We start from the raw sequence: 22,230 nt of genomic DNA on the forward strand, positions 1-22,230 counted from the left end.
TGCCGCGGGTAGCGACCCCGGTGCTAGACTGCCGGGATGAGCGACCGCATGCCGCCCGACGACCAGACGGCCGTCGTCGACTTCCTTTCCGACCCCGCGACGCACGGCGGCGCGCCGGTCGAGCGGATCGACACCCATGCCGCGATGGTCTTTCTGGTCGAGTCGCGCGCCTACAAGCTGAAGCGCGCGGTGCGCTATCCGTATCTGGACTTTTCCACCCGTGGACGCCGCCGCGCCGCGTGCGACGCCGAACTGCGTCTGAACCGGCGGACGGCCCCGGCCATCTACGAAGCTGTCGTCGATGTCGTCCGCCGCGCCGACGGCGGGCTCGCCCTAGGTGGGCCGGGGGAGGTCTTGGATGCCGTGTTGGTCATGCGGCGCTTCGACAGCAACGGGCTGTTCGACCGGTTGGCCGTTGGCCGCCGCCTGACTCACGACCACATGCGGGCACTCGCGGACCACATCGCCGCCTTCCACGCTGCGGCCGAGCCCTGCCGTGGCGGTGGCGCGTCCTCCATGCGGATCATCGTCGCGCAGAATCTGGAGGAGATGCGGGGGCAGGCCGGGCTGCTCGATCCGCGGACCGTCGACAGGCTGGCCCGGCGCTCCGCCGAGGAGTTGGACCGTCTCGCGCCGCTGATCGAGGCCCGCGCCGCCGCCGGGTTCGTCCGCCATGGGCATGGCGACCTGCATCTCGCCAACATCGTCCTTCTCGACGGACAGCCGACCCTGTTCGATTGCCTCGAGTTCGACGATGCGCTCGCCACGGTGGACGTGCTGTACGACCTCGCTTTCCTGCTGATGGATTTGGAGCACCGTGGGCTGCGTCCGCTCGCCAACACGGCGTTCAACCGTTACGTCGACAAGGGCTGCGGACTGGAGGGCTTGGCGCTGCTGCCGCTCTTCCTGTCGGTGCGCGCGTCGATCCGCGCCAAGATCGCCGCCGCCGCCGCCCGTCTCCAGCCGGACGATTCCGCCGCTGCCATCAAGCGGGCCGAGGCCGGCGCTTATCTTGAACTGGCGCGGGCGCTGCTGGAACCCCCGCTGCCGCAGCTGATGGCGGTCGGCGGGCTTTCCGGGTCGGGAAAGTCTACCGTGGCCAGAGCGCTCGCCCCCGACACCGGCGCGGCGCCGGGCGCGCTGGTGCTGCGGTCCGACGTCATCCGCAAGACGCTGTTCGGCGTTTCGCCCGAAACCGCCCTGCCGGAGGACGCCTACACCCCGGCGGTCACGGAGCGCGTGTACGCGACGATCGTGCAACGCGCCACCGTGGCGCTCGAGGCCGGGCATTCGGTGATCGCCGATGCCGTCTTCGCCCGGGCGGAAGAACGGGACGCCATTGCGGCGGCCGCCGGCCGTTGCGGTGTTCCATTCACGGGGTTGTGGCTGACGGCCCCGGCCACCGCAAGGGCCGGACGTATCGGCGGGCGCGGGCCCGATGCGTCCGACGCCACCGCCGCTGTGGCGATCCGGCAGGAAAGCTACGATCTTGGCCCCATGGCGTGGCGGCGCATTGACGCGGATCAATCCGTGCAAGCGGTCCTGCGATGCGCCCGTGAAGCCCTGCCCTGACCGGAACGGGGTCGTGATCGACATCCGGCGGGTGTACAATCCGATCATGAGGGTGCGAATGAAATCGCTCCCAGCCACGAAGCCCACACAGGGCCCGCTGGACGGTCCTGGGAGGAGAGGAACATGCCGCTCAAGACGATCCTGGTGCCGCTGGCCGGTGCCGAAACCGATCCCGTCGCCCTGAAGGCCGCCCTGGTCGTGGCCCGGGACTTCAACGCCCACGTCACCGCGCTGTTCGTCAAGCTGGACCCGCGCGACGCCGTCCCGATGCTCGGTGAAGGCATGTCGGGCGCCATGGTCGAGGAGATCATGCGTTCCGCCGAGGCCGAAGCGAACGTCAGCCTGATGGCTGCGCGCCGCCATTTCGAGGCGGTGGTCGCCGAGGCTTCGGTCGAACTGGCGGACACGCCGCTCGGCATCGAGGGACCGACCGCATCCTGGCACGAGGTCGTCGGCCGGATCGACGAGGTGGTGCCGGTCGAAGGCCGCCTGTCCGACCTGCTGGTCTTCGCCGTTCCGTCGGGCGGGGAAGCGAACCAGGCCATGGCCGCGATCGAGACCGCGCTGCTGAGCGCCGGGCGTCCGCTGCTGCTGGTCCCGAAGAACGCGCCGGCGACCATCGGCCGTAGCGTTGCCATCTCCTGGAACGGCAATGCCGAGGCGGCCCGCGCGGTCACCGGTGCCATGCCCTTCATCACCAACGCCGACACGGTCAGTGTCCTGACGGCGGAAACCTCCGTCACCCAGCCTGCGGCGGGTCGTCGCATTGCCGATTACCTGGCTTGGCATCGGGTGGATGCACAGCTCACAATCGTCAGGCCCGGATCGGAGCCGGTCGGCAAGGCCCTGATGGACCGCGCTGCCGGACTTGGTTGCGACCTCCTGGTCATGGGGGGATACGGACACAGCCGGATGCGGGAAATGATCCTGGGCGGTGTTACCCGCTACGTGCTCAATCACGCCGGATTGCCGGTGCTGATGGCCCATTGAGGATCGACGTGCGGCCTTGCGCCGTAACCGGACAAGTGCCCCGCGTCGGTTGGACGTCAACCGGACAAGACCGGCTCCTAGGAAGGAGACGGCCCATGTTGACGATCGACGACTGCATCGCGCTCAGCGACCTTACCGAAGAGGAGGTCGACGCGATCGCGGAGCATGAGCATCTGCCCGAAATGGTGGCGGTGGAACTGGGCAGCTATCTCGTCCACACGGTGGAGGGCCAGCGTCGCATCGCCGGCTTCATCCGCGACGACATCGCGCATGCCAGGGCACACGGCAACCACCGCCACGCGGCCACGCTGGTCATGGTGCTCCGCCACTTCATGGCCGGCCACCAGCCCGCGCGGCTGGAGCGGAACCAGACGGGATGATCCGTCATTGACGCAGGAACGAGGGCGCGGGGCCGTGCAGGGCCCGCGCCCGAATCCAGCGAGGAGGGATGCCATGACCCTGCGAACGATCCGTCTCGAACTTGCCCGCACCGCCGGTCATCCCGAAGGAAGCGCCGACTACGGGTACGAGTTCAAAGCCCCGCTGGACAGCGACGGTTATTTCGACGCCGCCGCCTGGCGCGCCCACAAGGGCGATTGCACGGTCCATCGCTTCTGGCGCGGCGAGGACGACCAGTTCGGACAGCTGGTCCATCGCGGCAGCCACTGGCTTTTCGACTACGACGAGGCCGATACCGACGACGACGAGCCGATCTTCCGCTTCGACCGGCATGTCTTCCGGGAAGGTGAATACATCACGATCACGGAGCATGACGAGCAGCAGCGGACATTTCGGGTGGTGTCGGTGCGGTGATCGGTCAAGACGCGTCAGGGGGCGTGGCTTGCGTCTTCGCGCTTTTTTAACGGCGGGGCGCCCACTGTCCGCTGGCGCTGGCAGTGATGTGGAGGGGACCCGTTGGCATCGGACAGGTTCCCCCCGGACGGCTGGAGCATCACCCGCAGGGATCGGGTGGCGCATGCCATGATCCAGGCGGTGGCGGGGCATCCGTCGGGAATGGTGGTGGCCGACGCGTCGGGCGTGGTCGATTACGTCAACGACCGTTTCACGGTGCTGACCGGCCTCTTGCCCGAAGACATCCCTGACCTCGACGCCTTCGCCCACGCCTTCACCATCGCAGGGGCAGAGCCGTTCCGGGGCATGTGGGGCCGCATCGCTGGCGGTGACCCGTGGCGCGCCGAGTTTCCGGCGCTCCACCGCGATGGCCATCATTACTGGGTGGCGGTCGAGGTGACCCCGGCGATCGGGTCGGACGGCGGCATCGCCGCGATCGTGGCCACGGTGCAGGATGTGACCGAGCGCCTGCGCATGGAGGAACACATCCGCCGTGTCCAGAAAATGCAAGCGGTCGGCGTCCTGGCCGGCGGGATCGCCCACGACTTCAACAACATCCTGACCGTCATCCTGGGCCATGCCCACCTTGCCCATGATTCACTTCCGCCGGACAGCGAGGCGCGTGATGATCTGGCCCAGGTGCTGACGGCGGCCGACCGCGCCAAAGGCCTCGTCAACCAGCTCCTGACCTTCGCTCGCAAGGAACGGGTGGCGCGGGAGGAGGCGGATCTCGGCGCGCTTGTCGAGAGTGCCCTGCAACTGGTCGCACCGACGATCCCCCATGACGTGTCCGTACGGTTCGACCGCGGCGGCGATCCGCTGCCGGTGCTCGTCGCTCCCGCGCAAATCCAGCAGGTGGTCGTCAATCTCTGCCGCAATGCCGTCGACGCGATCGCCGACCGTGAGGGCGGCCCGGGCAACATCGTCGTCACTCTGTCGCAGGCGACCGCCGATGCGGTCCGTTCGGTCATGGGCACGCGGGCTCTGCCGCCGCCCGGCCGCTTCGTCGAACTGTGCGTGTCGGACACCGGGTGCGGCATGGACAAAGCGACGCTCGCGCGGATTTTCGAGCCATTCTTCACGACGAAGCCCGTCGATAGGGGCACCGGGCTGGGGCTTGCCGCGGTGCATGGTATCGTTGCCGAGCATGGCGGTGCCATCGATGTGGTCAGCCACCCCGGCGGGGGATCCCGCTTCACCGTCTTCCTGCCTCTGGCCGGCCGCGGCCCGACGCGGGGACGGGAAGCCGCGGCCGGACGGGGCGGGCGCGTGCTGGTCGTTGACGAGGCTCGCGCGTTGGGCGGCGTGACGGCCCAACTGCTGCGCTCGCTCGCTGTTCGGGTGGTGACCGCCGTGCTGCCGCGGCGCGCCCTGGCGCTCCACGCGATCGCACCCGACCGTTTCGATCTGGTGGTGCTGGTCCAGCCGGAGGCGGGTGCGGCGTGGAAGCTCTTGACGCTCGCCCGTGCTTTCGCGGCATCGTCCTCCGGCGTGCCGATCCTTGCCTGCGCCCACCCGGACGTGGAGCTGGAGGGAGCGGCTAGTGCGGCGGCGGGTATCGGCTGGATCGTCCGCATGCCGTTTTCCGCGTCGTCGTTCGTGGCGCTGGTCGGACAGATCCTGGACGAGCGGGCCAGCCGCGACACGCAGTGAGGGGAGGAGCCGATGGCGAGCGTCCTGGTCATCGACGACGACGAGATGGTCCGCACCATGCTGCTCCGCACCCTTGCGCGGGGAGGGTACGAGGCGATCGGCGCCTGCGACGGGGTGGACGGGTTGGCGCGATTCCGGCAAGCGCCTTGCGACCTCGTGATCACCGACATCTTCATGCCGAACAAGGAAGGCCTTGCGACGATCATGGAGCTGCGGCGCTGCTTCCCCGACATCCGCATCGTGGCGATTTCCGGCGGCGGGGCGCGGGCGTCGCTCGACGTGCTTCCGGTGGCGGAGGCGCTCGGCGCCTGCCGCACGATACGGAAGCCCTTCACACCGCAAGAGGTGCTGGCAGTGGTGCGCGAGGTTCTGGGGGATCCTGGCTGACGGTCGGTCGTGCCTTCACGCGGCGAGCGGCGAGCGCTCCGCGTGGCGGCGATCGTGACGGACCCGCTCGATCAAGCGCAGGATATGTTCGCGCGTGAACCCGTCGCGGGCCATCATCGCGATCACGATCGGCTCGTCCAAGAGTTCGGACAGGGTCGGCTCCCGGCGATGATTCATGGTCTCCTCCCAGTTGGCGCCCTCATCCGGCAGCGCCTTTGTCGTTGGATATGGTTGCGCAAGATATTTGCGCAAGCCTAGCGCGATAAGAAACAATTGGCCAGAGGCTGCTTGGGATTGTCTTTAAGCGATGGTCGGGGGACGCTAGCGTTTCAGGTTCGTTCCCGCATGATCGTGGCGCCGCGGGCGGGCTCATCCGTGCGCACGCCGGACAGGGCCACCGAAACCTTTGTCCGCGTCACTTTCGGCAGGCCGATCGTCAGATCGGCGGCTTTTTCGGCAAGGCGTCCGGCATCGGCCGCGGTCTCTTCGGCGCACAAGTCCCGCAGAGCCTGCACGATGTCTTCATAGGACATGACCGCCGCGATGTCGTCGGGGAACTCGGGGCCGGGGTGCAGGACCGTCAATTCCAGGTCGAAGCGTGCCGTCGCACCGTCCCCCCCGGGCAGGATGACGGGCGCCCGGAAGCCGGTGAGCAGGATCGTGTAGGTGTCGGCCCCACCGGCTGGGCCGGTTCGGCGCGCTGCGAAGTCGTTGCCCACGGTTGATGCTCTCCACGGCGGCGGCTCCGCCGCGACGCGACGGCACTATAGCGGGCACGCCGTGGAATGCCAGTGCGGCCCGTCACACCGCCTGGGCCAGCGGTGCGGACGCCAGACCGTTCAGGCGGGCGGCGTGCAGCCGCACCGTGTCCTTACCGGGGACCGCGGCCAACAATTCCTCCACGCTGCGGTCGAGCACGGGGTGGCGGAGTTGCGGTCCCAGATCGGCCAATGGACGCAGCACGAAGGCGCGTTCCGCCAACCGCGGGTGCGGGATCTCCAGTTCCGGCAACGCCACCTGGGAATCCCCGTACAGCAGGATGTCCACATCGATCGGGCGCGGCCCGAAGCGCTGGCCGTCCCCGGCCCGGCCGAGCGACGCCTCCACCCGCTTCACGAAACGCAGCAGATCGATCGGTGCCAGATCGGTGCGGCCCCGAATGGCCATGTTGAGGAAGGCCGGCTGGTCGGTCACGTACATGGGTGCCGTCTCGTAGACCGCGGACAGGTCATCGATCCAGACACGGGCCGCCAGTGCATGGATCGCCACTTCGAGATTGGCCCCGCGGTCGCCGAGATTGCTGCCGAGCGCAAGATGGACGATGGTCATGATGAAATGTCCCGAGTCGGTAACATTTGGTTGTCGTGTCATATCACGTTCATACCGCTGTCACCCGTGCGAAGCGGTGGACAGGGGCGATCGGGGCTGGAGTGTTGCGCGCGCGCATCCCCCGCGCGGTTGGGCCGGAAGTGTCGCGGAACCGGAATCCTGGCTGCACGTTCCTTGTGCGTCGCGACAACGGATGCAGGAAGAGGGAGGTCGGAATGCGCGGAGCCTCGGGGTTGATGTTGATCTCAGCGGCCTGCGTGCTGGCCGGATGCGCGTCCGGGCCCGGGGGCGAGGTGGCGACGCGGGCACAGAGCCAGCTGGTGGGCATGCCGAAGGCGCGCCTGCTGTCCTGCGCCGGGGTGCCGGCCCGTCAGGCGGAGGCTGCCGGCAACGAGTACTTCACCTATGTCCAGCGGCCGAGCTATGCGGGTGGTGGCCCGTCCACGAGCATCGGGGTGGGCGGCGGCAGCGGTGGCGTGGGGGTCGGGCTCGGCTTCGGGTTGCCGCTGTTCAGCTCGGGTGGGGACAGTGGCTGCGAGGCGACCTTCACCATCAGCGGCGGCGTGGTCCAGCGGTTGACCTACCCGGCCGGCTCGCACCTTCCGTCCTGCGCCGCGATTGTCGAGAACTGCGTTCCGCCGTCCTGATCGCCGGTCATTGCCGAGGCAGGCAGCCGAGGCCGCTGGCCGTCACCAGCCCGCAGAAGATGCGCACATCGTCGCGGTGCGCGAAGCCCGTGGCGACGATCCGCCATGCGGTGCGGCCGTCGCCCAGCCTCACCGTGCGCACCGACAACTCGTGCCCTTGCAACAGGTGGGGCGGGACGATGCCGCGGATGCGGGACAGTTCGGTGGCCGTCGATGCCTCGCTGAACAATGTGGCGAGCTGGGCGAAGGGCCCGGCGATTGCGTCCGCCGGGGGCGCCGTCATGGCGTGCTGCGGCTCGATCGCCGCTGGGGAAGCCGGCGGGGGCATGGATGCTGACCCGCTCGCGACCGCGCCGCGGGCGGGGTCGGCCATGGTTGCCAGCGGGCTGGCCGGCGCCGGTTCCGCCTGTGCTGGTTCAGTCCGTGCCGGTTCCGCGGGCAATGCCGCTTCCACGCTGACGGCGGGTGCGGTGACCGGTGGTTCAGGCTGTACGATCGGCTCGGCCGATGCCGGTGGTGGAGCGGGTGGCGCGTTCACCTCCGCCGCCATCGACGTGGGCGACGACGGTTTTGCCGCGTCGTGATCCGGCGGCGACGCCGGGGCTGCCACCGCGTCCGGCAACCCGAGATCCCGCCTGAGCCGCCGCACGGCGTCCGCAAGCGGGCCGAATCGAGTGGGGTCCGCGTCGCCGAGAAGCTGCCGGGCGCGGCCGGCGTCCACCGGCACGCCGATGCCGTCGGCGTGCATGCGGGCCGCGCCGTAGATCCCGGCCGGGTGCCCGGCGCGCGCCGCACGGTCCAACCAAGCCGATGCCGCGATCGGGTCCGATTCGATCCGCATGCCCCGGAGGTAGAGGACTCCCAGGAGAGCTTCCGCCTGGCCGGGGCCGCTGTCATCGATCATCAGCCCGATCGTCTCGTCGGACAGCGCATCGCGATCGCCCGACGCTCTTGCGGGTCCGGCCGCCACCGCGATGAGGGTCGCGGCAACGAGGGCGAGAACAGATACGATTGGGGACATGGCGCGTGCACTCCGTTGCGACCGCTGGATTATGCCAGGAGGAGGTGCCACGTTCGATAGGCGAAGGCGTGGCCCGGACGCGCAGGGGTGGATGCACCAGCCCGGCGGATGCCCTATGGTCCTGCCGTGGCAAACAGGCGGAACGACCGCCGCAGGCAAAGGGTGGAGGACGAACGTCATGGACATGTCGGGTCAGTATCGGATCGAAGCCCCCCGCGAGCGTGTGTGGGCGGCGCTGAATGATCCGGAGGTGCTGCGCCAATGCATTCCCGGCTGCGAAGAGGTGCAGAAGCTCTCCGACACCGAGTTCACCGCCAAGGTGGCGGCCAAGGTCGGTCCGGTCAGCGCCAAATTCTCGGGCAAGGTGACGCTCAGCGACCTGGATCCGCCCCACGGCTACACCATCACCGGGGAAGGCTCCGGCGGGGCGGCCGGCTTCGGCAAGGGTGGCGCAAATGTGCGGCTGGAACCGGAAGGCGACAGCGTCACCCTGCTGTCCTACACCGCCCACGCGCAGGTCGGCGGCAAGCTGGCCCAGATCGGCTCCCGCCTGATCGACGGCACCGCCCGCAAGATGGCCGAGGACTTCTTCGCAAAATTCGCCCGCACGGTCGGCACGCCGGCACCGGTCGAAGCGCCGGCTCCCGTGACGGCGGCTGCGGCGGAGGAAACCGCCGCCCCGACATCGGCCTCCGTCTCCACGCCACCAGTCACCCCGACCCGCACGACTCCGCCGCCGGAGATTCCGCTGCCTCTCCCCGGCCGGCATGGCGGATCGGGATTCTACCTGCCTTGGGCGGCCTTGCTCCTCGCCGTCGTTCTTTTCGCCGCCTTGTCATGGGCGCATTGAGACCGCCGGGTGCGTCAGATTGTCCGATTGCATTCATGGCGGTCGGGGTTTCCCGGTCTGCGGGAATGTGTATGCTGCCCACCGTTCGGGCGGAGGTCACCGTCCTGGTGTTTCATTGAAGGGATATGGTCGATGAAGAAGCTGCTGATGAGCGTTGGCGTCGTCGCCGGCCTCACCATGGGTGCCTCGGTCGCTCAGGCGGCGGGTGACGCCGCGGCCGGCAAGGAAGTGTTCAAGGAGTGCATGGCCTGTCACACGGTGGAGGCCGGCAAGAACCGGGTCGGTCCGTCTCTGCATGGGGTGGTCGGCCGCAAGGCTGGCGCGATCGAAGGTTTCCGCTATTCCAAGCCGATGCAGGAAAAGGCGGCTGGTGGTCTTGAGTGGACGCCGGAGAACCTGAAGGCCTATCTGATGGCTCCGAAGGAAGTGGTCCCCGGCGGCACCATGTCCTACGCCGGCCTGAAGAACGCGCCGAAGTACAAGGCCGACCCCGACACCGCGGTCGAGAACCTCATTGCCTTCCTCGCCGAGAGCAAGTGACGTCGGCGTCTGCCGGGTTTCGGCATGGGGCCGGAGCATCAGCTCCGGCCCTTCGCGTTTTTGCCGGGAAGAATACTCCTAAAATCCCTGAAACGGCCTTTCGCGATTTCTCTTTGAAATCCCAGAACTCTATATAAAACACCGATATTTGACGCCCTTGGGTGAGGGTACTACGTTCGGATTCGGGATGTCCTGCGGATCCGCCGGGGACGTTGAAAGCGGAGGGGGCATGGCAGCCGCGCTTACGGGGAACCGCCGGATGGTTCCGCTCGGCTCGCGTGTGCGCCGACCCAACACCGGCCTTCTCCTGTTCGCCGCGCTGTTCGTCGCGATGGCCATGCTGGGGACCGGCGGTGCCTTCGCGCTGCGCGCCGTCGCCAAACCGCCGGGTGCCATCCAGCGCGACGTCGCGAGCCGGCTCCCGACTTACGTGCCGCTGCCGGCCCTCAGCCTTACCCTGTCCGATGGCTACCGGCTGCGCACGCTGCACCTGCGTGTCCTGCTGGAGTTCGATCCGCGAACCCCGGCGGACGCCGTGAAGCCCTACGAGCCCCGCATCGTCAACGCGCTGAGCAGCGGCATGTCCGACATCCACCCGTCCGAGCTGTCGGGGTCGGACGGATCGCGCATCGTGAAGGATGCGGTCACGGTCGCCGCGAACCGGGAACTGCGTCCCCTGCGTGTGCGCGGGGTCCTGCTCCAGGAAATGCTGGTCCGCTGACACCGCGACCGTCTCGACAGGCGCGGAGGAACTGTGGAAACTCCCCGCTCGACAAGGGATCGGGAAGGAGACACCCGCGTGGCCGAGTTCGATTTCGACCTGTTCACCATCGGTGCCGGTTCCGGCGGCGTCGCGGCGAGCCGGCGGGCGGCCGCCTTTGGCGCCCGCGTGGGGATCTGCGAGAACAGCCGGGTCGGCGGAACCTGCGTGATACGCGGCTGTGTGCCGAAGAAGCTGCTGGTTTACGCCGCCCAGTTCCGCGACGCCTTCGCCGACGCGCCCGGCTATGGCTGGGGAACGCATGTGCCGGTGCATGACTGGCCAACGCTGATCGCCAACAAGGACCGCGAGATCGACCGGCTGAACGGCATCTACATCCGCATGCTGGAGAACGCCGGGGTCACCCTGTTCCAATCCACCGGACGGCTGATCGACCGGCACACCGTGGAGGTCGGGGACCGTCGCGTGACCGCGAAGCGCATCCTGATCGCGACCGGTGGATGGCCGTCGCTGCCCGCCATTCCGGGCATCGACCATGCGGTGACCTCGAACGAGGCTCTGCACCTGTCCCACCTTCCGCGGTCCGTCCTGATCCTCGGGGGTGGCTACATCGCGGTGGAGTTTGCCAGCATCTTCCGCGGACTGGGCGCGGAGGTGACACTGATGATCCGCGGCGACGAGCTGTTGAACGGCTTCGACGACGACATCCGGATCGAGCTGGCGAAGGAGCTTCGCAAGCGCGGCATCGAGATCCTGGCGCGCGCCAAGCCGGTGAGGATCGAGGAGGGACGCGGCGGCTTCACCGTGCACGATCACATCGGCCGCGAGCATTCGGCGGGTCTCGTCATGGCGGCGACCGGCCGCCGGCCCAACACCCGCGACCTGGGACTGGAGGAGGCCGGCGTTGAACTGGCTGCGGGTGGTGCGGTCAAGGTCGATGACTGGTCGCGGACCAGTGTGGACAACATCTACGCCATCGGCGACGTGACCGACCGCGTCAACCTCACGCCCGTCGCCATCGCCGAGGGGCGGGCGCTGGCCGAGACGCTCTACAACGACAACCCGATGCAGGTGCGCTACGACAACATCCCGACCGGCGTCTTCTCCCTGCCGCCGCTCGGAACCGTCGGTCTGACGGAGGCGCAGGCGCGTGAGCGTCATGCGAAGGTGGACATCTACCGTGCCGGTTTCCGCCCGATGAAGCACACGCTGTCCGGCCGGGATGAGCGTGTCCTGATGAAGCTGGTAGTGGATGGCGACAGCCAGAGGGTGCTGGGCTGCCACATGATGGGCATGGATGCGCCGGAGATCGTGCAGGGGCTGGCCATCGCGCTCAACATGGGCGCCACCAAGGCGGACTTCGACCGCACCATCGCGCTTCATCCGTCCACCGCGGAGGAGTTCGTGCTGATGCGCGAGAAGGCGTCGTGACGTGGCGGGCGGCGGCTCACAGGGTTGCGACCAGCACCCAGTAGCGCGCCGCCTTCCCGGCCGTCACCAGCAGGAGGAACAGGCGGAGGTCGACCCGCAGGATGCCGGCCACCAGGGTGAGCGGATCGCCAATGAAGGGCGCCCAGGCCAGCAGCAGGGACCAAACGCCGAAGCGGTTGTACCAGCGGGTCGCCCGTTCCACGAGAGCCGCCTTGACCGGAAACCAGCGGCGGTCCTGGAAGTGCATCAGGTAGCGGCCCATGGCCCAGTTGATCACCGAACCCAGCACGTTGCCGGCCGTGGCGACGAGCACCAGCAGCGTGTCGTCGTAACGCCCGGAGACGTGCAGCCCCGCCAGCAGGAACTCCGACTGTGCCGGCAGCACGGTGGCCGCGAGCAGCGCCGTGAGGAAAAGCCCGACATACGCGCTTATGGCTTCCATGACACGCCCCCGATCCGCCGCAACGACGACAAACTCCATCGACCGGAGGTTCCAGTCGCGGCGGCGCCTTTTATTGCAGGTTGATAGAGGGTGTGCAAAATTCGCCACATGTTGTCGGAGCATGCGATTGGGGTATGCTCACGCTTGTCCGGCGTCGGGCCGGTCCTGTGAGGAAGGATGCGCCCATGGCGGGAGCCGGTACGGCCCGCTTCGATCCGGATGGAAGGCTGCGTTGGGTGAACGCGCGGTTCCGCGCGTCGTTCGGTGCTCCGCTGGGCGGCTCGCTCGCTGCAACGCTGGATGCGCTTCTGACCGCCGGAACACTGCGCGATCCGCAGGAACGGAATGGTGCCGCACTCGCCGAGGCGCTGACCGAGGGGGAGCACCTCCGTCTTCTCGGCCCGCAGGCCCGTGCGATCGTGCTGGTCCTGTCGGAGGACGAGGGCAACGGGCAAATTCTCACAGTCATCGCACCATCGCGCAGTTTCGACACGGGCGGAGAGCCGGCCGGGGACCGGTCGGCGACGGTGTGGGAAGGCGCCGAATCGGCCGTGCTGTTGCGCCAGCGGACGGTCACCCTGGAGGAGCGGATCGCCGAACGCGCCCGCGAACTGGCGGCCAAGCAGGCGCTGCTCGCCACCGCCATCGATTCGATGACCGACGCCATCTGCGGGTTCGACGCCGACCTGCGTCTGGCGGTCTGGAACCGGCGCTACGCGGACATGTTCCGGCTGCCGGAGGCGTTGCTGAAGACGGGCACGCCCTTCGTCGATCTCGCGCGCCATGTGGCGGCGCGAGGGGATGACGGGCCGGGTGAGGTCGAAACCCTCGTCGCGTCCCGCGTCGGCGGCGCCAGCCGCCGCGACTCCTTCGCCTACCGCTATCAACGTTCCGATGGCTCCATCCTCGACGTGCGGCACAGCCCGCTGCCGGGGGGCGGCTTCGTCCGGTCCTTCACCGACCTCACCGACCGCGCCCGGACGGACGAGGCGCAGCGCCAGATCCTGCAGGCGGTTTCCTTCCCCCTGCTCGTCACCCGGCTGGGCGATGGGGTGATGCTGACCGCCAACGAGCCCGCGTCGGACCTGTTCGGGGTGGCGCTCGACGGTGGCGGTTTCACGATGGTGGATCTCTTCGTCGATCCGGCCGATCACCGCCGGATGCTGGTCGCGCTGGATGGGAGCGGGGGCCGTGTCGATGCGTTCGAGACGCGTCTGCACTCGGCGAAGGGCCATGAGGTCTGGGTCCTGCTGTCGGTGCGCCGGTTCCGCTTCCACGGTTCCGACGCCCTGCTTTCCTGTGTCAGCGACATCACCGAACGCAAGGGGATGGAGCAGGACCTGGAGGCGCAGTGGGAACGGTCCCGCGCGGTGCTGGAAGGGCTGAGCCAGGGCGTCATGGCGTTCGACCGGGATCTCCGGCTGATGGCGTGGAACCAGCGGGTGCTCGACCTTCTCGATATCGAGAGGGGCTTCTGCTATTTCCGCCAGCCGCTGGTCGAGATCACGCGCTATGTGGCGGAGCGCGGCGGCTACGGCCCCGGCGACGTGGAGCAGATCATCAAGGACCGGCTCGCCTTCGTTCTGGGGCCGCTGCCGCGGCGGAACGAACGGGTGCGGCCCGACGGGCTGATCATGGAGACCTTGACCCAGGCGCTGCCGGACGGCGCCTTCGTCACGACCTACACGGACATCACCGACCGCAAGCGCGCCGAACGCGAACTGGCCGACAGCCGCGAGCTGTTCGAACTGGCGATCCGGGCCGCACGGGACGGGATTTCGCAGTGGGACGTGATCAACGGCACCATCTGGTTCTCGCCGCAATGGTGGTCGCTCCTGGGCTACGGCAAGGACGAGATGGTCAACACCATCGACCGCTGGTCGGAACTGATCCTGCCCGAAGACCGCGCCGCCTCCAACCGGATGGCGTTCGATTTCGTCAACGGCGTCATCGACGAATGCCAGATCGTCCAGCGCTACCGGCACCGCCAGGGGCATGTGGTCTATCTCTACACCCGTGCGATCAAGGTGTGCGATTCGACCGGACGAACGGTGAAGCTGGTCGGCTCGCACACCGACATCACCGAACGCATCCGGGCGGAGGAAGCGGTTCGTGCCGCGAAGGAGCAGGCGGAAGCCGCACTCCGCGACCTCAAGGACGCGCAGGCGCACCTGATCCAGTCCGAGAAGATGGCCGCACTCGGTTCCATGGTCGCGGGCGTGGCGCACGAGGTGAACACGCCCGTCGGCAACGCACTGACCGGGGCGTCGATGCTCGCCGAACGCACCAAGACCATCCGGGAGGCCTTCGACAGCGGTTCGCTCCGCAAGCCGGACTTCGCCGAGTTCATCGAGACGGCGCAGGAGGCGACGCAACTGCTGCTGCTGAACATCAACCGTGCGGCGGAACTGATCCAGAGCTTCAAGCAGATGGCGGTGGACCAGGCGAGTGGCGAGCGGCGGGCCTTCGCGCTGCGCGACTACATCCAGGAGGTCTTGCGCAGCCTCGGCGTCCGGCTGCGCCGCGCGGCCCATACCGTCGACGTGGATTGCCCGGAGGATCTGATCGTCGACGGTTTTCCAGGGGCGCTCAGCCAGGTGATCACCAACTTCGTGATGAACTCCATCATCCACGCCTATTCGCCGGGTCAGAGGGGCAGGCTGTTCATCGCCGTTTGCGCCGTCGGTCCCGACGAGGTCGAACTGCGCTATGGGGACGACGGCAAAGGCATCGCGCCGGATCTCCACGAGAAGGTGTTCGAGCCTTTCTTCACCACCAACCGCGGGTCGGGTGGCAGCGGGCTGGGGCTGAACATCGTCTACAACATCGTGACGCGGACGCTGAAGGGGCGCATCGCCCTGGAAAGCGCGCCAGGGCAGGGCGCCACCTTCATCCTGCGGTTCCCGCGCGTCGTTCCGGACGACGCGGAGCGGGTGCGCTGACCGGTCGCATCCTACGGGATGGCGCGCTTCGATGCGGCGAGGGTGCCACGGTGCAGGATGGGACACCCGAATCCGACCGACTGGAGAGTCCGCATGAAGATTGCCGTCGCCATTCTCGAGGATGGAACCGTCGCCACCCACGGCGGCCGGGCCCGCCACTTCCTTCTGTTCGACGCAGCCTGCGGCGTGCCCGTTCCGTCCGGACGGCTCGACCTTGGGCCGGACGACGTGCTGCATCATTTCGGCGACGGCGGGCCGCATCCGATCGACGGTGCGGACCTCGTGATCGCCGGGTCGTCGGGCGAGGGATTCGTCAAGCACATGGTGCGGCGCGGCATCGAGTGCGTCCTGACCGCGGAGACCGATCCGCTCCAGGCCGTGCTCGACCGGCTGGCCGGATCGGTCAAGCCCGCCGCTCCCATGCACCACCCGCACAGCAACCCGCACGCCGACGACGGGCACCACGACCATCACGGGCACGGCTGACGCCGCACCCGGCCGCGGCAGGCCGGTTCAGAAGGGGAATGTCACGCTCGCCATGGTGCCGGAGGCGTCCGACTCGGTGGCCAGCGTATCGCCGAGCTGGGAGGCCAGCGCCTCCGCCAGCATCAGCCCGTCCTCGGCGGTGGTGTCGAAGCCGGCGGGCAGGGCCCGCCCGTTGTCCTCCACCGTCAGCCGTGCCCGGGCGTCGCCCGTGCGGGTCACCGATACGCGGATCCAGCCGCGTTCGGGAAAGGCGTGGTGCAGGCTGTTGGTGACCAGCTCCGCGATGATCAGGCCCAGCGGCATCGCCTCGTAGAGCCCGATGTCGACCGCGTCCGACTCGACCGCGATGGGAATCGTCGAGGCGGTGCCGAACGCTCCCTCCTGAACGGCCTCGCACAAGGCCTGAACATAGCGGCCGAGGTCCACGTGGGTTCCGCTGCCGGACTCGTGGAGCTGGCGGTAGAGGATCGCCAACGCCTCGATCCGCAGCAGCGTATGCTCGTACGCGGCACGCGCGTCGGGGTCCCGTATGCGTCCGGCCTGGAGCTTGAGCAGGCTGATGACGAGCTGGAGGCTGTTCTTGGCACGATGCTGGAGCTCGCGCAGTTCCCCTTCCAGCTCCGCGATCCGCGCCACCGGATCCGGGGCGGTGTCCGATCCCGTGTCCGTTGAACCGATCCCCGACGGGCCGGTGGCGGGGCGATCCGGTGCAATGGTCACTGGGCTTGGCCTGGGCGGCATCGTCATGAACCTGTTGGAACCACAGAGTGACTAAAATCCACGGTGTGCCCGGAATTATGCACGTAAACACCCCGGTATGTCAGTGCAATTGAAGTAATCCTGATGATGTAGAGCTTGCGGCCGTTTATGACGTTCTTCCTTCGCCGGCGCGCATACATCCGTCATGAAGCTGTGTTGTGGGTGGTTCGGGAAGAGTCGGGCTTCGGTGAGGTGCGGTGCCGGAGCACCGCGGACTGGCGGTGGATTGACGGATCGGGCCACTCCATAATCGCGTTTCCGCCACCCCGCACCGCGTGGTACCTCGCAGCATGCGCCTGTCACTTCGCATAGCCCTTGCGCTGATCAGCGCCGGGACCGTCATCGCCGGGTGCGTCGCGGCGCTTGGCGGGCCGAATCAGACCCGCGTCGTCCCTCTTCACGCCGAGCAGCCTGGGCTTGCCGCGGTGGGGACGCTCCATTTCCGCGGTGCGGTCGCCTTGAACGAGCCCGAGGTCGGCGGGCTGTCCGGTCTCGTCGTCACCGACGGGGGGCGCCAGTTCGTCGCGGTCAGCGATGTCGGCCGGGTGGTGCGTGGCCGGTTCCTGTTCGATGGGGATGGCCGGCTGTCCGGCATCGCCGATGTCGCACAGAGGCCGCTTCCGCTGGAGCGCGGGCGGGCGGACAGCAAACGCAACGCGGATTCCGAGGAAATCGCGGCGCTGCCGGATGGAAGCTGGCTCGTGGCCTTCGAGCGGGAGCACCGCATCCTGCGCTATCCCCCTGGCCTCGGCCGTGGTGACGTGATGCCGGTCGTGTTGCCGACGCCACCAGGGCTCGAGGACGCGCCGGGCAATGGCGGAGTCGAGGCGATGACGGTGTTCCCCGACGGCCGCATCCTGGCGATCAAGGAGGATGGCGCGGGAGACCGTCACGACGCCTGGATCGGGACCCCGCCGGTTCGCAACGCCCTTGACTGGCAACGCCTCACCTACCGTTCGAGGGATGGATTCCGCCCGACGGGTGCGGCGGCGCTGCCGAACGGCGACGCGCTGGTGCTGGAACGGGACGTGTCGCTGCTGGGTGGTTGGGCCGCCCGCATCGTGCGCGTTCCGGCCGCGTCCCTGGTTGCGGGCGCCGAGGTCGAAGGGGAGGAGTTGGCCCGGCTCCAACGACCGTTGCTCACCGACAATTTCGAAGGCATCGCGGTGGCCGCCGGGCGGAACGGGGAGACGTTGATCTATCTGGTGTCGGACGACAACTTCTCGTTCCTTCAGCAGACGCTCTTCGTCCTGCTGGCTCTCAAGCCGGACTGACGGCCTCGGGACCTGGCGGGTCCTCATCCGGATCGACGACGTCGAGTACGATCACATCGGTGTTCACCAGAACCTTGCCGGCATGCTCGAAATTGACCGTCACGCGTGGGCCGATCGCCGACTGTACCTGCCCCAGCCCCCAGTCGGGACGGGTGGGGTGGCGCACATAGGCGCCGGGTACAAGCGTGTCGTCCATCCTGCGGTCTCCGAAGAAAAGCCGCGCGCTGCGGGGCCGAAGCGATGTTACAAGAAGGAGCCGTGCGACCGGAAGTTCCCTGGAGCGGCCGTCACCATCAAGGAGCGATGATGGACATCCAAGTCGTCGAACTCGTCTGCTCGCGGCTGTGCCACGACCTGATCAGCCCGGTCGGCGCCATCCACAACGGGCTCGAACTGATCGAGGAGATGGAGGACGGACCGTCCGGCGGTTTCCTGGGCGAGGCGGTGAAGCTGATCGGCCACTCCTCCGCGCAGGCCGACCGGCGCCTGCGTCTGTTCCGGCTCGCCTATGGTCTGGCCGGGCGCGAGATGCGGGATTTCGAGGGGGTGCGCACGACCGCGGCCGAATGGCTGGAGGGCGCGCGTACCCGGCTGGACTGGGCACCGGGCACGCCGCCGGCGGCGTTCGCCGCACGTCCCGGTCTCGGCAAGACGCTCCTCAACACCGTGATGCTGGCCGAAGAGGCGTTGACCCACGGCGGCACCGTCTCGATCGGCAGCGAGGGCACGGCCGAATCCGGCTGCATCCGCCTGACCGCAGCGGGGCGACCCGGTGTCCTCAACCCCGATGCCGAGGCGGCCCTTGCGGGGCGCACGGCCGCGGATGCGCTGACCCCACGAACCGTGCACGCCTTCGTCACCGGACGGTTCGCCGATGCGTACGGCCTGCGTCTGTCCGTGGTGCCTTGCGGGCGTGATCTGCTGGAGATCCGTCTGGCATGGTGAATCGGGAACCGTTTGTCCGCTCCTCGGTTGATGCAGTGCAGCAAACGGAGGACGAGGATGAAGGGGACCCCGAACAGTCTTTGGCTCAGTTGGGCCAATCGGGCCAGCAGCATCTGGACGAGCGCGTTCCTGTCGGCGGCGCGCCGCAACCAGCAGGCGCTGTTGACACTCGCAACACCGCGTCCAGCCAGCAAACCGAGGCGGCGCCGCGCGAAGTCGGGAACGGGCTGAGCCCGGGCGGTCAGTCCTGGTCCGCCTCTTGGGCCACGTCTTCGGCCAGCTCGGCGGCGACCTCGGCGAACAGGTCGGCGTCGGCCGGCAACCCGTTCTCCTCGCAGATGCGCATGAAGATGCGGTAGGCGTGCAGGATGGCGACATCGAGGACGGTCTCGTCGCCGTCCTCGCTCATGCGGTCCTCGATCCCGCGTTCCTCGAGCGTGGTGACGATGTCCTGCTCGGCCGCGCTCAGCACCGCTTCCATGGCACGCTTGTGAAGGTTCGACATCGCACAATTCCTTTCCGGCGCCGATCCGCCGACGTGGCTGCGGTTGACCCGGAGGGCACGGGTCCGCGATCGGGGGAGATCTCTTAGCAGATCGCGCGGCGCGCCTCCTTATGGATTTTCACGGACGCGGCCTCACCGCGGCGACCGGCCGATGGCCAGCCATCCCTCCTCGCTCAGCCGCAGGATGCTGCGGGCTGCGTCCGTCGGGTCCGGCTCCAGCCGCACCAGTTCGCGGTCCTCGAACCAGGCCCAGCGCGGGACTTCCGCCATGGTCGGCGCCCAGCCGTCGGCGAGCCGCTCCAGCACCGCGCGATCACCGTCGGCGATCTTGAAGCGCGGCTTTGCCGGTGACGGCTTTCCCGAAGGGGTGGCCGGCGGCGTCCCGGCCCCGGCGCGGATCCGGATCCACTCGGTCTGATAGCCGCGCAGGGCTTGCTCCAGCTCGTCCAGGGCTGGTGCCGTCGGGCAGGCCAGATATCGATCGAACAGGGTGCGCAGGGAAGCCGTCGTGTCGTTCATCGCCAGGGATCCGTGGGAACGGCCGGGGCCGCAGCGACAGGATAGCGCGGGCCACCGCTCCCGGTCCAGGCGGGGTTAAGACAAGAAAGACCCCGCCGCGGACGGGCCGAGGCGGGGTCTGCCGAGTTTCTATCCCCTGTGTAACGGCACCTGTAACACGCGGCCCGCCGGATGGTTCCGCGGGCAGGGGGAGGATTGGGGATGGGAACGCTGATCGAACGGTTCTCGATGATGCTCTACGTGGTCGCGGCGGGTGTGCTGGGCCTGTTCGCGCTCATCTTCATCGTCATGGGCATCGTCAGCATGGGCCAGGGCATCCTGACCATGCAGCATATGGAGGCGTCGCACGGGGCGCTGAACGGCATCGGTCTGGTGGTTCTCGGCATCGCGGTGTTCGAGATCGCCAAATACCTGCACGAGGAGCAGGCCATGCGCGATCCCGAGCTCAGCCGCGCCGACGAGTCGCGCCGCACCCTGACCAAATTCATCACGATCATCATCATCGCCGTTGCTCTCGAGGCGCTGGTGCTGATCTTCGAATCCCGGACGGGGGACAAGTCCGATCTGCTGTACCCCGTCCTGCTCTTCGGCGTGGACGTGTTCATGCTGATGGGGCTGGCGGCGTTCCAGTGGATGGCGCGGCGGGCGGAGACGATCGCTGTCCCGAAGGATCCGGACGAACCGGCTTGAGGATCACCCCGCTCCCCCCACGTTCATCCATGGGACCGCATCCCCGAAGGGAGATCACGGCATGTTCGAACCGCACGACATCGGCCGCATCACACCGGAAGAGCAGGTGGACGCCCTCCGCACGCTGGTCGCGACCTTCTCCACCTCCGTGGTCCGGCCGGGTGGGAAGGCGCCGCGCAACGCCGTGACGGCCGAGATCATCGACATACTGGACGAGGTTCCCTCCGACCGGGCAGAGGCTGTGGCCCAGCTCTTCTCCATGATGGCGCTGCGGCTGCGGCGGAAGGGAACACCGCGCCGCACGACCTTCCGTCTGGCGCTGGAGACCGCGCTGCTCGCCCGCAACTACACCGGTGACGCCACCCCGTCGAGCGAAGTGGCCTATCTCTCCGCCGGCCGGCCGGGATTGGGCGCCATCGACGTCGCCTGCGGCGACCTGGAGGCGCGGGTTGCCGACGTTCCGCCGGACGACCGCCGACCCTGGTTGACGGCCCAGGCGGTGGCGGCCGGGATGATCGACGCCGACGGACGCCACCGGCTCGGCGGCGCTGACCGCAACGTGGGTGATCTGGCGGTCGCCGAATTCCTCATCCGGGCCGCTGCCCAGTATCTTGCCGGCAGCACGCCCGTTGGCGACGGCGGTTCCGGCCGCAAGGGCTAGACTTCCGGAGGCGTACCACCTTCTTGCGGGCTATCCGCCGAGTTTGGGTTTGCCATGGGCGGAGGGGACGGGCGAGAGTGTCGGCAACCGCTGCTGCCCTGGGAGGAGGCGAGGACATGGCGCGCTACACCGGCGTCTATGGCTTTCCGGAATCGGCCGACGGCGCGCGCCGCCTCGCCGACGCGCTGGGCTTGGCCTGCCACATCGCCGAACTCCACCGCTTTCCGGACGGGGAAAGCCTCGTTCGGCTGCCGGCGACCGTCGACCGGGCGATCGTCTACCGGTCGCTCGACCGGCCGAACGACAAGCTGGTGGAGCTGGCGCTCGCCGCATCGGTCCTGCGCCGGCAGGGTGCAACGGAACTCTGTCTCGTCGTGCCGTACATGGCCTACATGCGCCAGGACGCGGTCTTCCGTCCGGGCGAGCCTGTGAGCCAGACGGTGGTCGGGGAATGGCTGGGTGCGATGTTCGACCGCTTCGTCTGTGTCGAGCCGCACCTGCACCGCACCCATGCTCTGGACTCGGTGTTCGGCGGCCGGCCGGCGGTCGCCCTATCCGGAGCCGGGGTCATCGTCCGTCGCCTGACGGAGGAGGCGGTGTCAGACGACACGGTGATCGTCGGTCCCGACGAGGAGGCCGAACCGCTGGTGGAGGCTGTCGCCCGGCCGCTCGGCCTGTCCTGGGCGGTCGGTCGCAAGGTGCGGCGGGGTGACCGGGATGTGACGGTCGAACTTCCCGCCGGCATCGACCTGTCCGGCCGGTCGGTGGTGATCGTGGACGACGTGATCAGCTCCGGCATGACCATCCTGTCCTGCCTGGAGGCGGCGCGCCGGCGCGGGGCCCGGCGTTTCCGGGTGTTCGGGGTGCACGCGCTGCATGAGCGGGCCGTGACGGAGCGCTTCGCCGCGATGGATGTGGAGATCCTGTCCTGCGACGGCGTTCCCCACCCCACCAACGCGCTGCCGCTCGCCGGGATGATCGCCGACGCGTTGCGCGGCTGAGCGCAACAAGCGA

The 22,230-nt window shown here is 68.3% G+C and carries 27 protein-coding genes; 18 read left to right on the top strand and 9 right to left on the bottom strand.

Annotated elements, in window-relative coordinates; genetic code table 11:
* Positions 1-48 precede the first annotated feature (48 nt).
* From HL658_RS00265 to HL658_RS00290, 6 genes are all read left to right on the top strand, one after another.
* Positions 49-1,572 (top strand): bifunctional aminoglycoside phosphotransferase/ATP-binding protein, encoded by a 1,524-nt coding sequence (locus tag HL658_RS00265; RefSeq protein ID WP_246337212.1) that lies wholly within the window; start codon positions 49-51, stop codon positions 1,570-1,572.
* A 144-nt stretch (positions 1,573-1,716) separates the two neighbouring features.
* A complete protein-coding gene (locus HL658_RS00270; protein WP_343054965.1) occupies positions 1,717-2,562 on the top strand; it encodes a universal stress protein in 846 nt (281 codons plus the stop codon).
* A gap of 95 nt (positions 2,563-2,657) precedes the next feature.
* Positions 2,658-2,942, top strand: coding sequence for a hypothetical protein (locus HL658_RS00275; RefSeq protein ID WP_180279898.1), 285 nt, complete (start codon positions 2,658-2,660; stop codon positions 2,940-2,942).
* A gap of 73 nt (positions 2,943-3,015) precedes the next feature.
* Entirely contained in the window at positions 3,016-3,375 is a 360-nt protein-coding gene (locus HL658_RS00280; RefSeq protein ID WP_180279899.1) for a hypothetical protein, read from the top strand.
* Between the two features lie 102 nt (positions 3,376-3,477).
* Positions 3,478-5,067, top strand: a complete 1,590-nt coding sequence (locus HL658_RS00285) for an ATP-binding protein (RefSeq protein ID WP_180279900.1) — start codon at positions 3,478-3,480, stop codon at positions 5,065-5,067.
* Between the two features lie 12 nt (positions 5,068-5,079).
* Positions 5,080-5,454: a response regulator gene (locus HL658_RS00290; RefSeq protein WP_180279901.1), complete on the top strand. Its 375-nt coding sequence runs from the start codon at positions 5,080-5,082 to the stop codon at positions 5,452-5,454.
* A 15-nt stretch (positions 5,455-5,469) separates the two neighbouring features.
* Here the strand turns inward: HL658_RS00290 and HL658_RS00295 are convergent, their stop codons facing one another.
* From HL658_RS00295 to folK, 3 genes are all read right to left on the bottom strand, one after another.
* Positions 5,470-5,631, bottom strand: a complete 162-nt coding sequence (locus tag HL658_RS00295) for a hypothetical protein (protein WP_180279902.1) — start codon at positions 5,629-5,631, stop codon at positions 5,470-5,472.
* A gap of 152 nt (positions 5,632-5,783) precedes the next feature.
* The gene (locus tag HL658_RS00300) at positions 5,784-6,173 is read right to left on the bottom strand and encodes a tunnelling fold family protein (RefSeq protein WP_180279903.1); all 390 of its coding nucleotides are present in this window, start codon (positions 6,171-6,173) and stop codon (positions 5,784-5,786) included.
* Positions 6,174-6,255: 82 nt separating this feature from the next.
* On the bottom strand, positions 6,256-6,783 hold the full coding sequence (gene folK, locus HL658_RS00305; protein ID WP_180279904.1) for a 2-amino-4-hydroxy-6-hydroxymethyldihydropteridine diphosphokinase: 528 nt from the start codon (positions 6,781-6,783) through the stop codon (positions 6,256-6,258).
* A 236-nt stretch (positions 6,784-7,019) separates the two neighbouring features.
* Here folK and HL658_RS00310 point away from each other — a divergent pair, with 236 nt between their 5' ends.
* The gene (locus HL658_RS00310) at positions 7,020-7,430 is read left to right on the top strand and encodes a hypothetical protein (RefSeq protein WP_246337213.1); all 411 of its coding nucleotides are present in this window, start codon (positions 7,020-7,022) and stop codon (positions 7,428-7,430) included.
* 7 nt (positions 7,431-7,437) lie between these two features.
* On the opposite strand, the gene HL658_RS00315 is transcribed toward HL658_RS00310, so the two are convergent.
* Positions 7,438-8,400 carry a tetratricopeptide repeat protein gene (locus HL658_RS00315; RefSeq protein WP_180287613.1) on the bottom strand — a complete coding sequence of 321 codons (963 nt, stop codon included), beginning with the start codon at positions 8,398-8,400 and terminating at the stop codon, positions 7,438-7,440.
* Between the two features lie 229 nt (positions 8,401-8,629).
* On the opposite strand from HL658_RS00315, the gene HL658_RS00320 reads away from it, so the two are divergent.
* The 4 genes from HL658_RS00320 to gor all read left to right on the top strand — a co-directional run bounded on the left by HL658_RS00320 (position 8,630) and on the right by gor (position 11,993).
* Complete coding sequence (locus tag HL658_RS00320; protein ID WP_180279907.1) at positions 8,630-9,301, top strand: SRPBCC family protein; 672 nt, start codon at positions 8,630-8,632, stop codon at positions 9,299-9,301.
* A 132-nt stretch (positions 9,302-9,433) separates the two neighbouring features.
* Positions 9,434-9,841, top strand: a complete 408-nt coding sequence (locus HL658_RS00325) for a c-type cytochrome (RefSeq protein WP_180279908.1) — start codon at positions 9,434-9,436, stop codon at positions 9,839-9,841.
* 229 nt (positions 9,842-10,070) lie between these two features.
* Complete coding sequence (locus HL658_RS00330) at positions 10,071-10,562, top strand: flagellar basal body-associated FliL family protein (RefSeq protein ID WP_180279909.1); 492 nt, start codon at positions 10,071-10,073, stop codon at positions 10,560-10,562.
* Positions 10,563-10,640: 78 nt separating this feature from the next.
* Positions 10,641-11,993, top strand: coding sequence for a glutathione-disulfide reductase (gor, locus tag HL658_RS00335; protein ID WP_180279910.1), 1,353 nt, complete (start codon positions 10,641-10,643; stop codon positions 11,991-11,993).
* A gap of 16 nt (positions 11,994-12,009) precedes the next feature.
* On the opposite strand, the gene HL658_RS00340 is transcribed toward gor, so the two are convergent.
* Positions 12,010-12,435 carry a YqaA family protein gene (locus HL658_RS00340; RefSeq protein ID WP_180279911.1) on the bottom strand — a complete coding sequence of 142 codons (426 nt, stop codon included), beginning with the start codon at positions 12,433-12,435 and terminating at the stop codon, positions 12,010-12,012.
* Positions 12,436-12,620: 185 nt separating this feature from the next.
* On the opposite strand from HL658_RS00340, the gene HL658_RS00345 reads away from it, so the two are divergent.
* Both HL658_RS00345 and HL658_RS00350 read left to right on the top strand, forming a co-directional pair.
* Complete coding sequence (locus HL658_RS00345) at positions 12,621-15,377, top strand: PAS-domain containing protein (protein WP_180279912.1); 2,757 nt, start codon at positions 12,621-12,623, stop codon at positions 15,375-15,377.
* A gap of 93 nt (positions 15,378-15,470) precedes the next feature.
* Entirely contained in the window at positions 15,471-15,863 is a 393-nt protein-coding gene (locus HL658_RS00350; RefSeq protein ID WP_180279913.1) for a NifB/NifX family molybdenum-iron cluster-binding protein, read from the top strand.
* A 27-nt stretch (positions 15,864-15,890) separates the two neighbouring features.
* On the opposite strand, the gene HL658_RS00355 is transcribed toward HL658_RS00350, so the two are convergent.
* Positions 15,891-16,499 carry a sensor histidine kinase gene (locus HL658_RS00355; RefSeq protein WP_343054966.1) on the bottom strand — a complete coding sequence of 203 codons (609 nt, stop codon included), beginning with the start codon at positions 16,497-16,499 and terminating at the stop codon, positions 15,891-15,893.
* A 413-nt stretch (positions 16,500-16,912) separates the two neighbouring features.
* Here HL658_RS00355 and HL658_RS00360 point away from each other — a divergent pair, with 413 nt between their 5' ends.
* Complete coding sequence (locus HL658_RS00360; protein ID WP_180279915.1) at positions 16,913-17,896, top strand: esterase-like activity of phytase family protein; 984 nt, start codon at positions 16,913-16,915, stop codon at positions 17,894-17,896.
* On the opposite strand, the gene HL658_RS00365 is transcribed toward HL658_RS00360, so the two are convergent.
* A complete protein-coding gene (locus HL658_RS00365; protein WP_180279916.1) occupies positions 17,883-18,092 on the bottom strand; it encodes a DUF3553 domain-containing protein in 210 nt (69 codons plus the stop codon). The genes HL658_RS00360 and HL658_RS00365 overlap by 14 nt on opposite strands.
* A 110-nt stretch (positions 18,093-18,202) precedes the next feature.
* Between HL658_RS00365 and HL658_RS00370 the strand changes: the two genes are divergently transcribed.
* Positions 18,203-18,841 (top strand): histidine phosphotransferase family protein, encoded by a 639-nt coding sequence (locus tag HL658_RS00370; protein WP_246337214.1) that lies wholly within the window; start codon positions 18,203-18,205, stop codon positions 18,839-18,841.
* A 241-nt stretch (positions 18,842-19,082) separates the two neighbouring features.
* Here the strand turns inward: HL658_RS00370 and HL658_RS00375 are convergent, their stop codons facing one another.
* Complete coding sequence (locus HL658_RS00375; protein ID WP_180279918.1) at positions 19,083-19,346, bottom strand: hypothetical protein; 264 nt, start codon at positions 19,344-19,346, stop codon at positions 19,083-19,085.
* 132 nt (positions 19,347-19,478) lie between these two features.
* The gene (locus HL658_RS00380) at positions 19,479-19,865 is read right to left on the bottom strand and encodes a hypothetical protein (RefSeq protein ID WP_180279919.1); all 387 of its coding nucleotides are present in this window, start codon (positions 19,863-19,865) and stop codon (positions 19,479-19,481) included.
* 201 nt (positions 19,866-20,066) lie between these two features.
* Between HL658_RS00380 and HL658_RS00385 the strand changes: the two genes are divergently transcribed.
* The 3 genes from HL658_RS00385 (at position 20,067) to prs (ending at position 22,217) form a co-directional block, all read left to right on the top strand.
* On the top strand, positions 20,067-20,555 hold the full coding sequence (locus tag HL658_RS00385) for a hypothetical protein (protein WP_180279920.1): 489 nt from the start codon (positions 20,067-20,069) through the stop codon (positions 20,553-20,555).
* Between the two features lie 61 nt (positions 20,556-20,616).
* Positions 20,617-21,216 (top strand): hypothetical protein, encoded by a 600-nt coding sequence (locus tag HL658_RS00390; protein WP_180279921.1) that lies wholly within the window; start codon positions 20,617-20,619, stop codon positions 21,214-21,216.
* Between the two features lie 116 nt (positions 21,217-21,332).
* The gene (gene prs, locus HL658_RS00395) at positions 21,333-22,217 is read left to right on the top strand and encodes a ribose-phosphate diphosphokinase (RefSeq protein ID WP_180279922.1); all 885 of its coding nucleotides are present in this window, start codon (positions 21,333-21,335) and stop codon (positions 22,215-22,217) included.
* The last annotated feature ends 13 nt before the right edge of the window (positions 22,218-22,230 follow it).

Source organism: Azospirillum oleiclasticum (genome assembly GCF_013423485.1).
Lineage (GTDB): Bacteria > Pseudomonadota > Alphaproteobacteria > Azospirillales > Azospirillaceae > Azospirillum > Azospirillum oleiclasticum.

Bases quoted from the DNA above. Each gene is read 5' to 3' on its own strand.
- HL658_RS00265 (WP_246337212.1), top strand. From the start codon at position 49: ATGCCGCCCGACGACCAGACGGCCGTCGTCGACTTCCTTTCCGACCCC.
- HL658_RS00275 (WP_180279898.1), top strand. From the start codon at position 2,658: ATGTTGACGATCGACGACTGCATCGCGCTCAGCGACCTTACCGAAGAG.
- HL658_RS00280 (WP_180279899.1), top strand. From the start codon at position 3,016: ATGACCCTGCGAACGATCCGTCTCGAACTTGCCCGCACCGCCGGTCAT.
- HL658_RS00290 (WP_180279901.1), top strand. From the start codon at position 5,080: ATGGCGAGCGTCCTGGTCATCGACGACGACGAGATGGTCCGCACCATG.
- HL658_RS00295 (WP_180279902.1), bottom strand. From the start codon at position 5,631: ATGAATCATCGCCGGGAGCCGACCCTGTCCGAACTCTTGGACGAGCCG.
- folK (WP_180279904.1), bottom strand. From the start codon at position 6,783: ATGACCATCGTCCATCTTGCGCTCGGCAGCAATCTCGGCGACCGCGGG.
- HL658_RS00310 (WP_246337213.1), top strand. From the start codon at position 7,020: ATGTTGATCTCAGCGGCCTGCGTGCTGGCCGGATGCGCGTCCGGGCCC.
- HL658_RS00320 (WP_180279907.1), top strand. From the start codon at position 8,630: ATGGACATGTCGGGTCAGTATCGGATCGAAGCCCCCCGCGAGCGTGTG.
- HL658_RS00325 (WP_180279908.1), top strand. From the start codon at position 9,434: ATGAAGAAGCTGCTGATGAGCGTTGGCGTCGTCGCCGGCCTCACCATG.
- HL658_RS00330 (WP_180279909.1), top strand. From the start codon at position 10,071: ATGGCAGCCGCGCTTACGGGGAACCGCCGGATGGTTCCGCTCGGCTCG.
- HL658_RS00340 (WP_180279911.1), bottom strand. From the start codon at position 12,435: ATGGAAGCCATAAGCGCGTATGTCGGGCTTTTCCTCACGGCGCTGCTC.
- HL658_RS00345 (WP_180279912.1), top strand. From the start codon at position 12,621: ATGGCGGGAGCCGGTACGGCCCGCTTCGATCCGGATGGAAGGCTGCGT.
- HL658_RS00350 (WP_180279913.1), top strand. From the start codon at position 15,471: ATGAAGATTGCCGTCGCCATTCTCGAGGATGGAACCGTCGCCACCCAC.
- HL658_RS00360 (WP_180279915.1), top strand. From the start codon at position 16,913: ATGCGCCTGTCACTTCGCATAGCCCTTGCGCTGATCAGCGCCGGGACC.
- HL658_RS00365 (WP_180279916.1), bottom strand. From the start codon at position 18,092: ATGGACGACACGCTTGTACCCGGCGCCTATGTGCGCCACCCCACCCGT.
- HL658_RS00370 (WP_246337214.1), top strand. From the start codon at position 18,203: ATGGACATCCAAGTCGTCGAACTCGTCTGCTCGCGGCTGTGCCACGAC.
- HL658_RS00375 (WP_180279918.1), bottom strand. From the start codon at position 19,346: ATGTCGAACCTTCACAAGCGTGCCATGGAAGCGGTGCTGAGCGCGGCC.
- HL658_RS00380 (WP_180279919.1), bottom strand. From the start codon at position 19,865: ATGAACGACACGACGGCTTCCCTGCGCACCCTGTTCGATCGATATCTG.
- HL658_RS00385 (WP_180279920.1), top strand. From the start codon at position 20,067: ATGGGAACGCTGATCGAACGGTTCTCGATGATGCTCTACGTGGTCGCG.
- HL658_RS00390 (WP_180279921.1), top strand. From the start codon at position 20,617: ATGTTCGAACCGCACGACATCGGCCGCATCACACCGGAAGAGCAGGTG.
- prs (WP_180279922.1), top strand. From the start codon at position 21,333: ATGGCGCGCTACACCGGCGTCTATGGCTTTCCGGAATCGGCCGACGGC.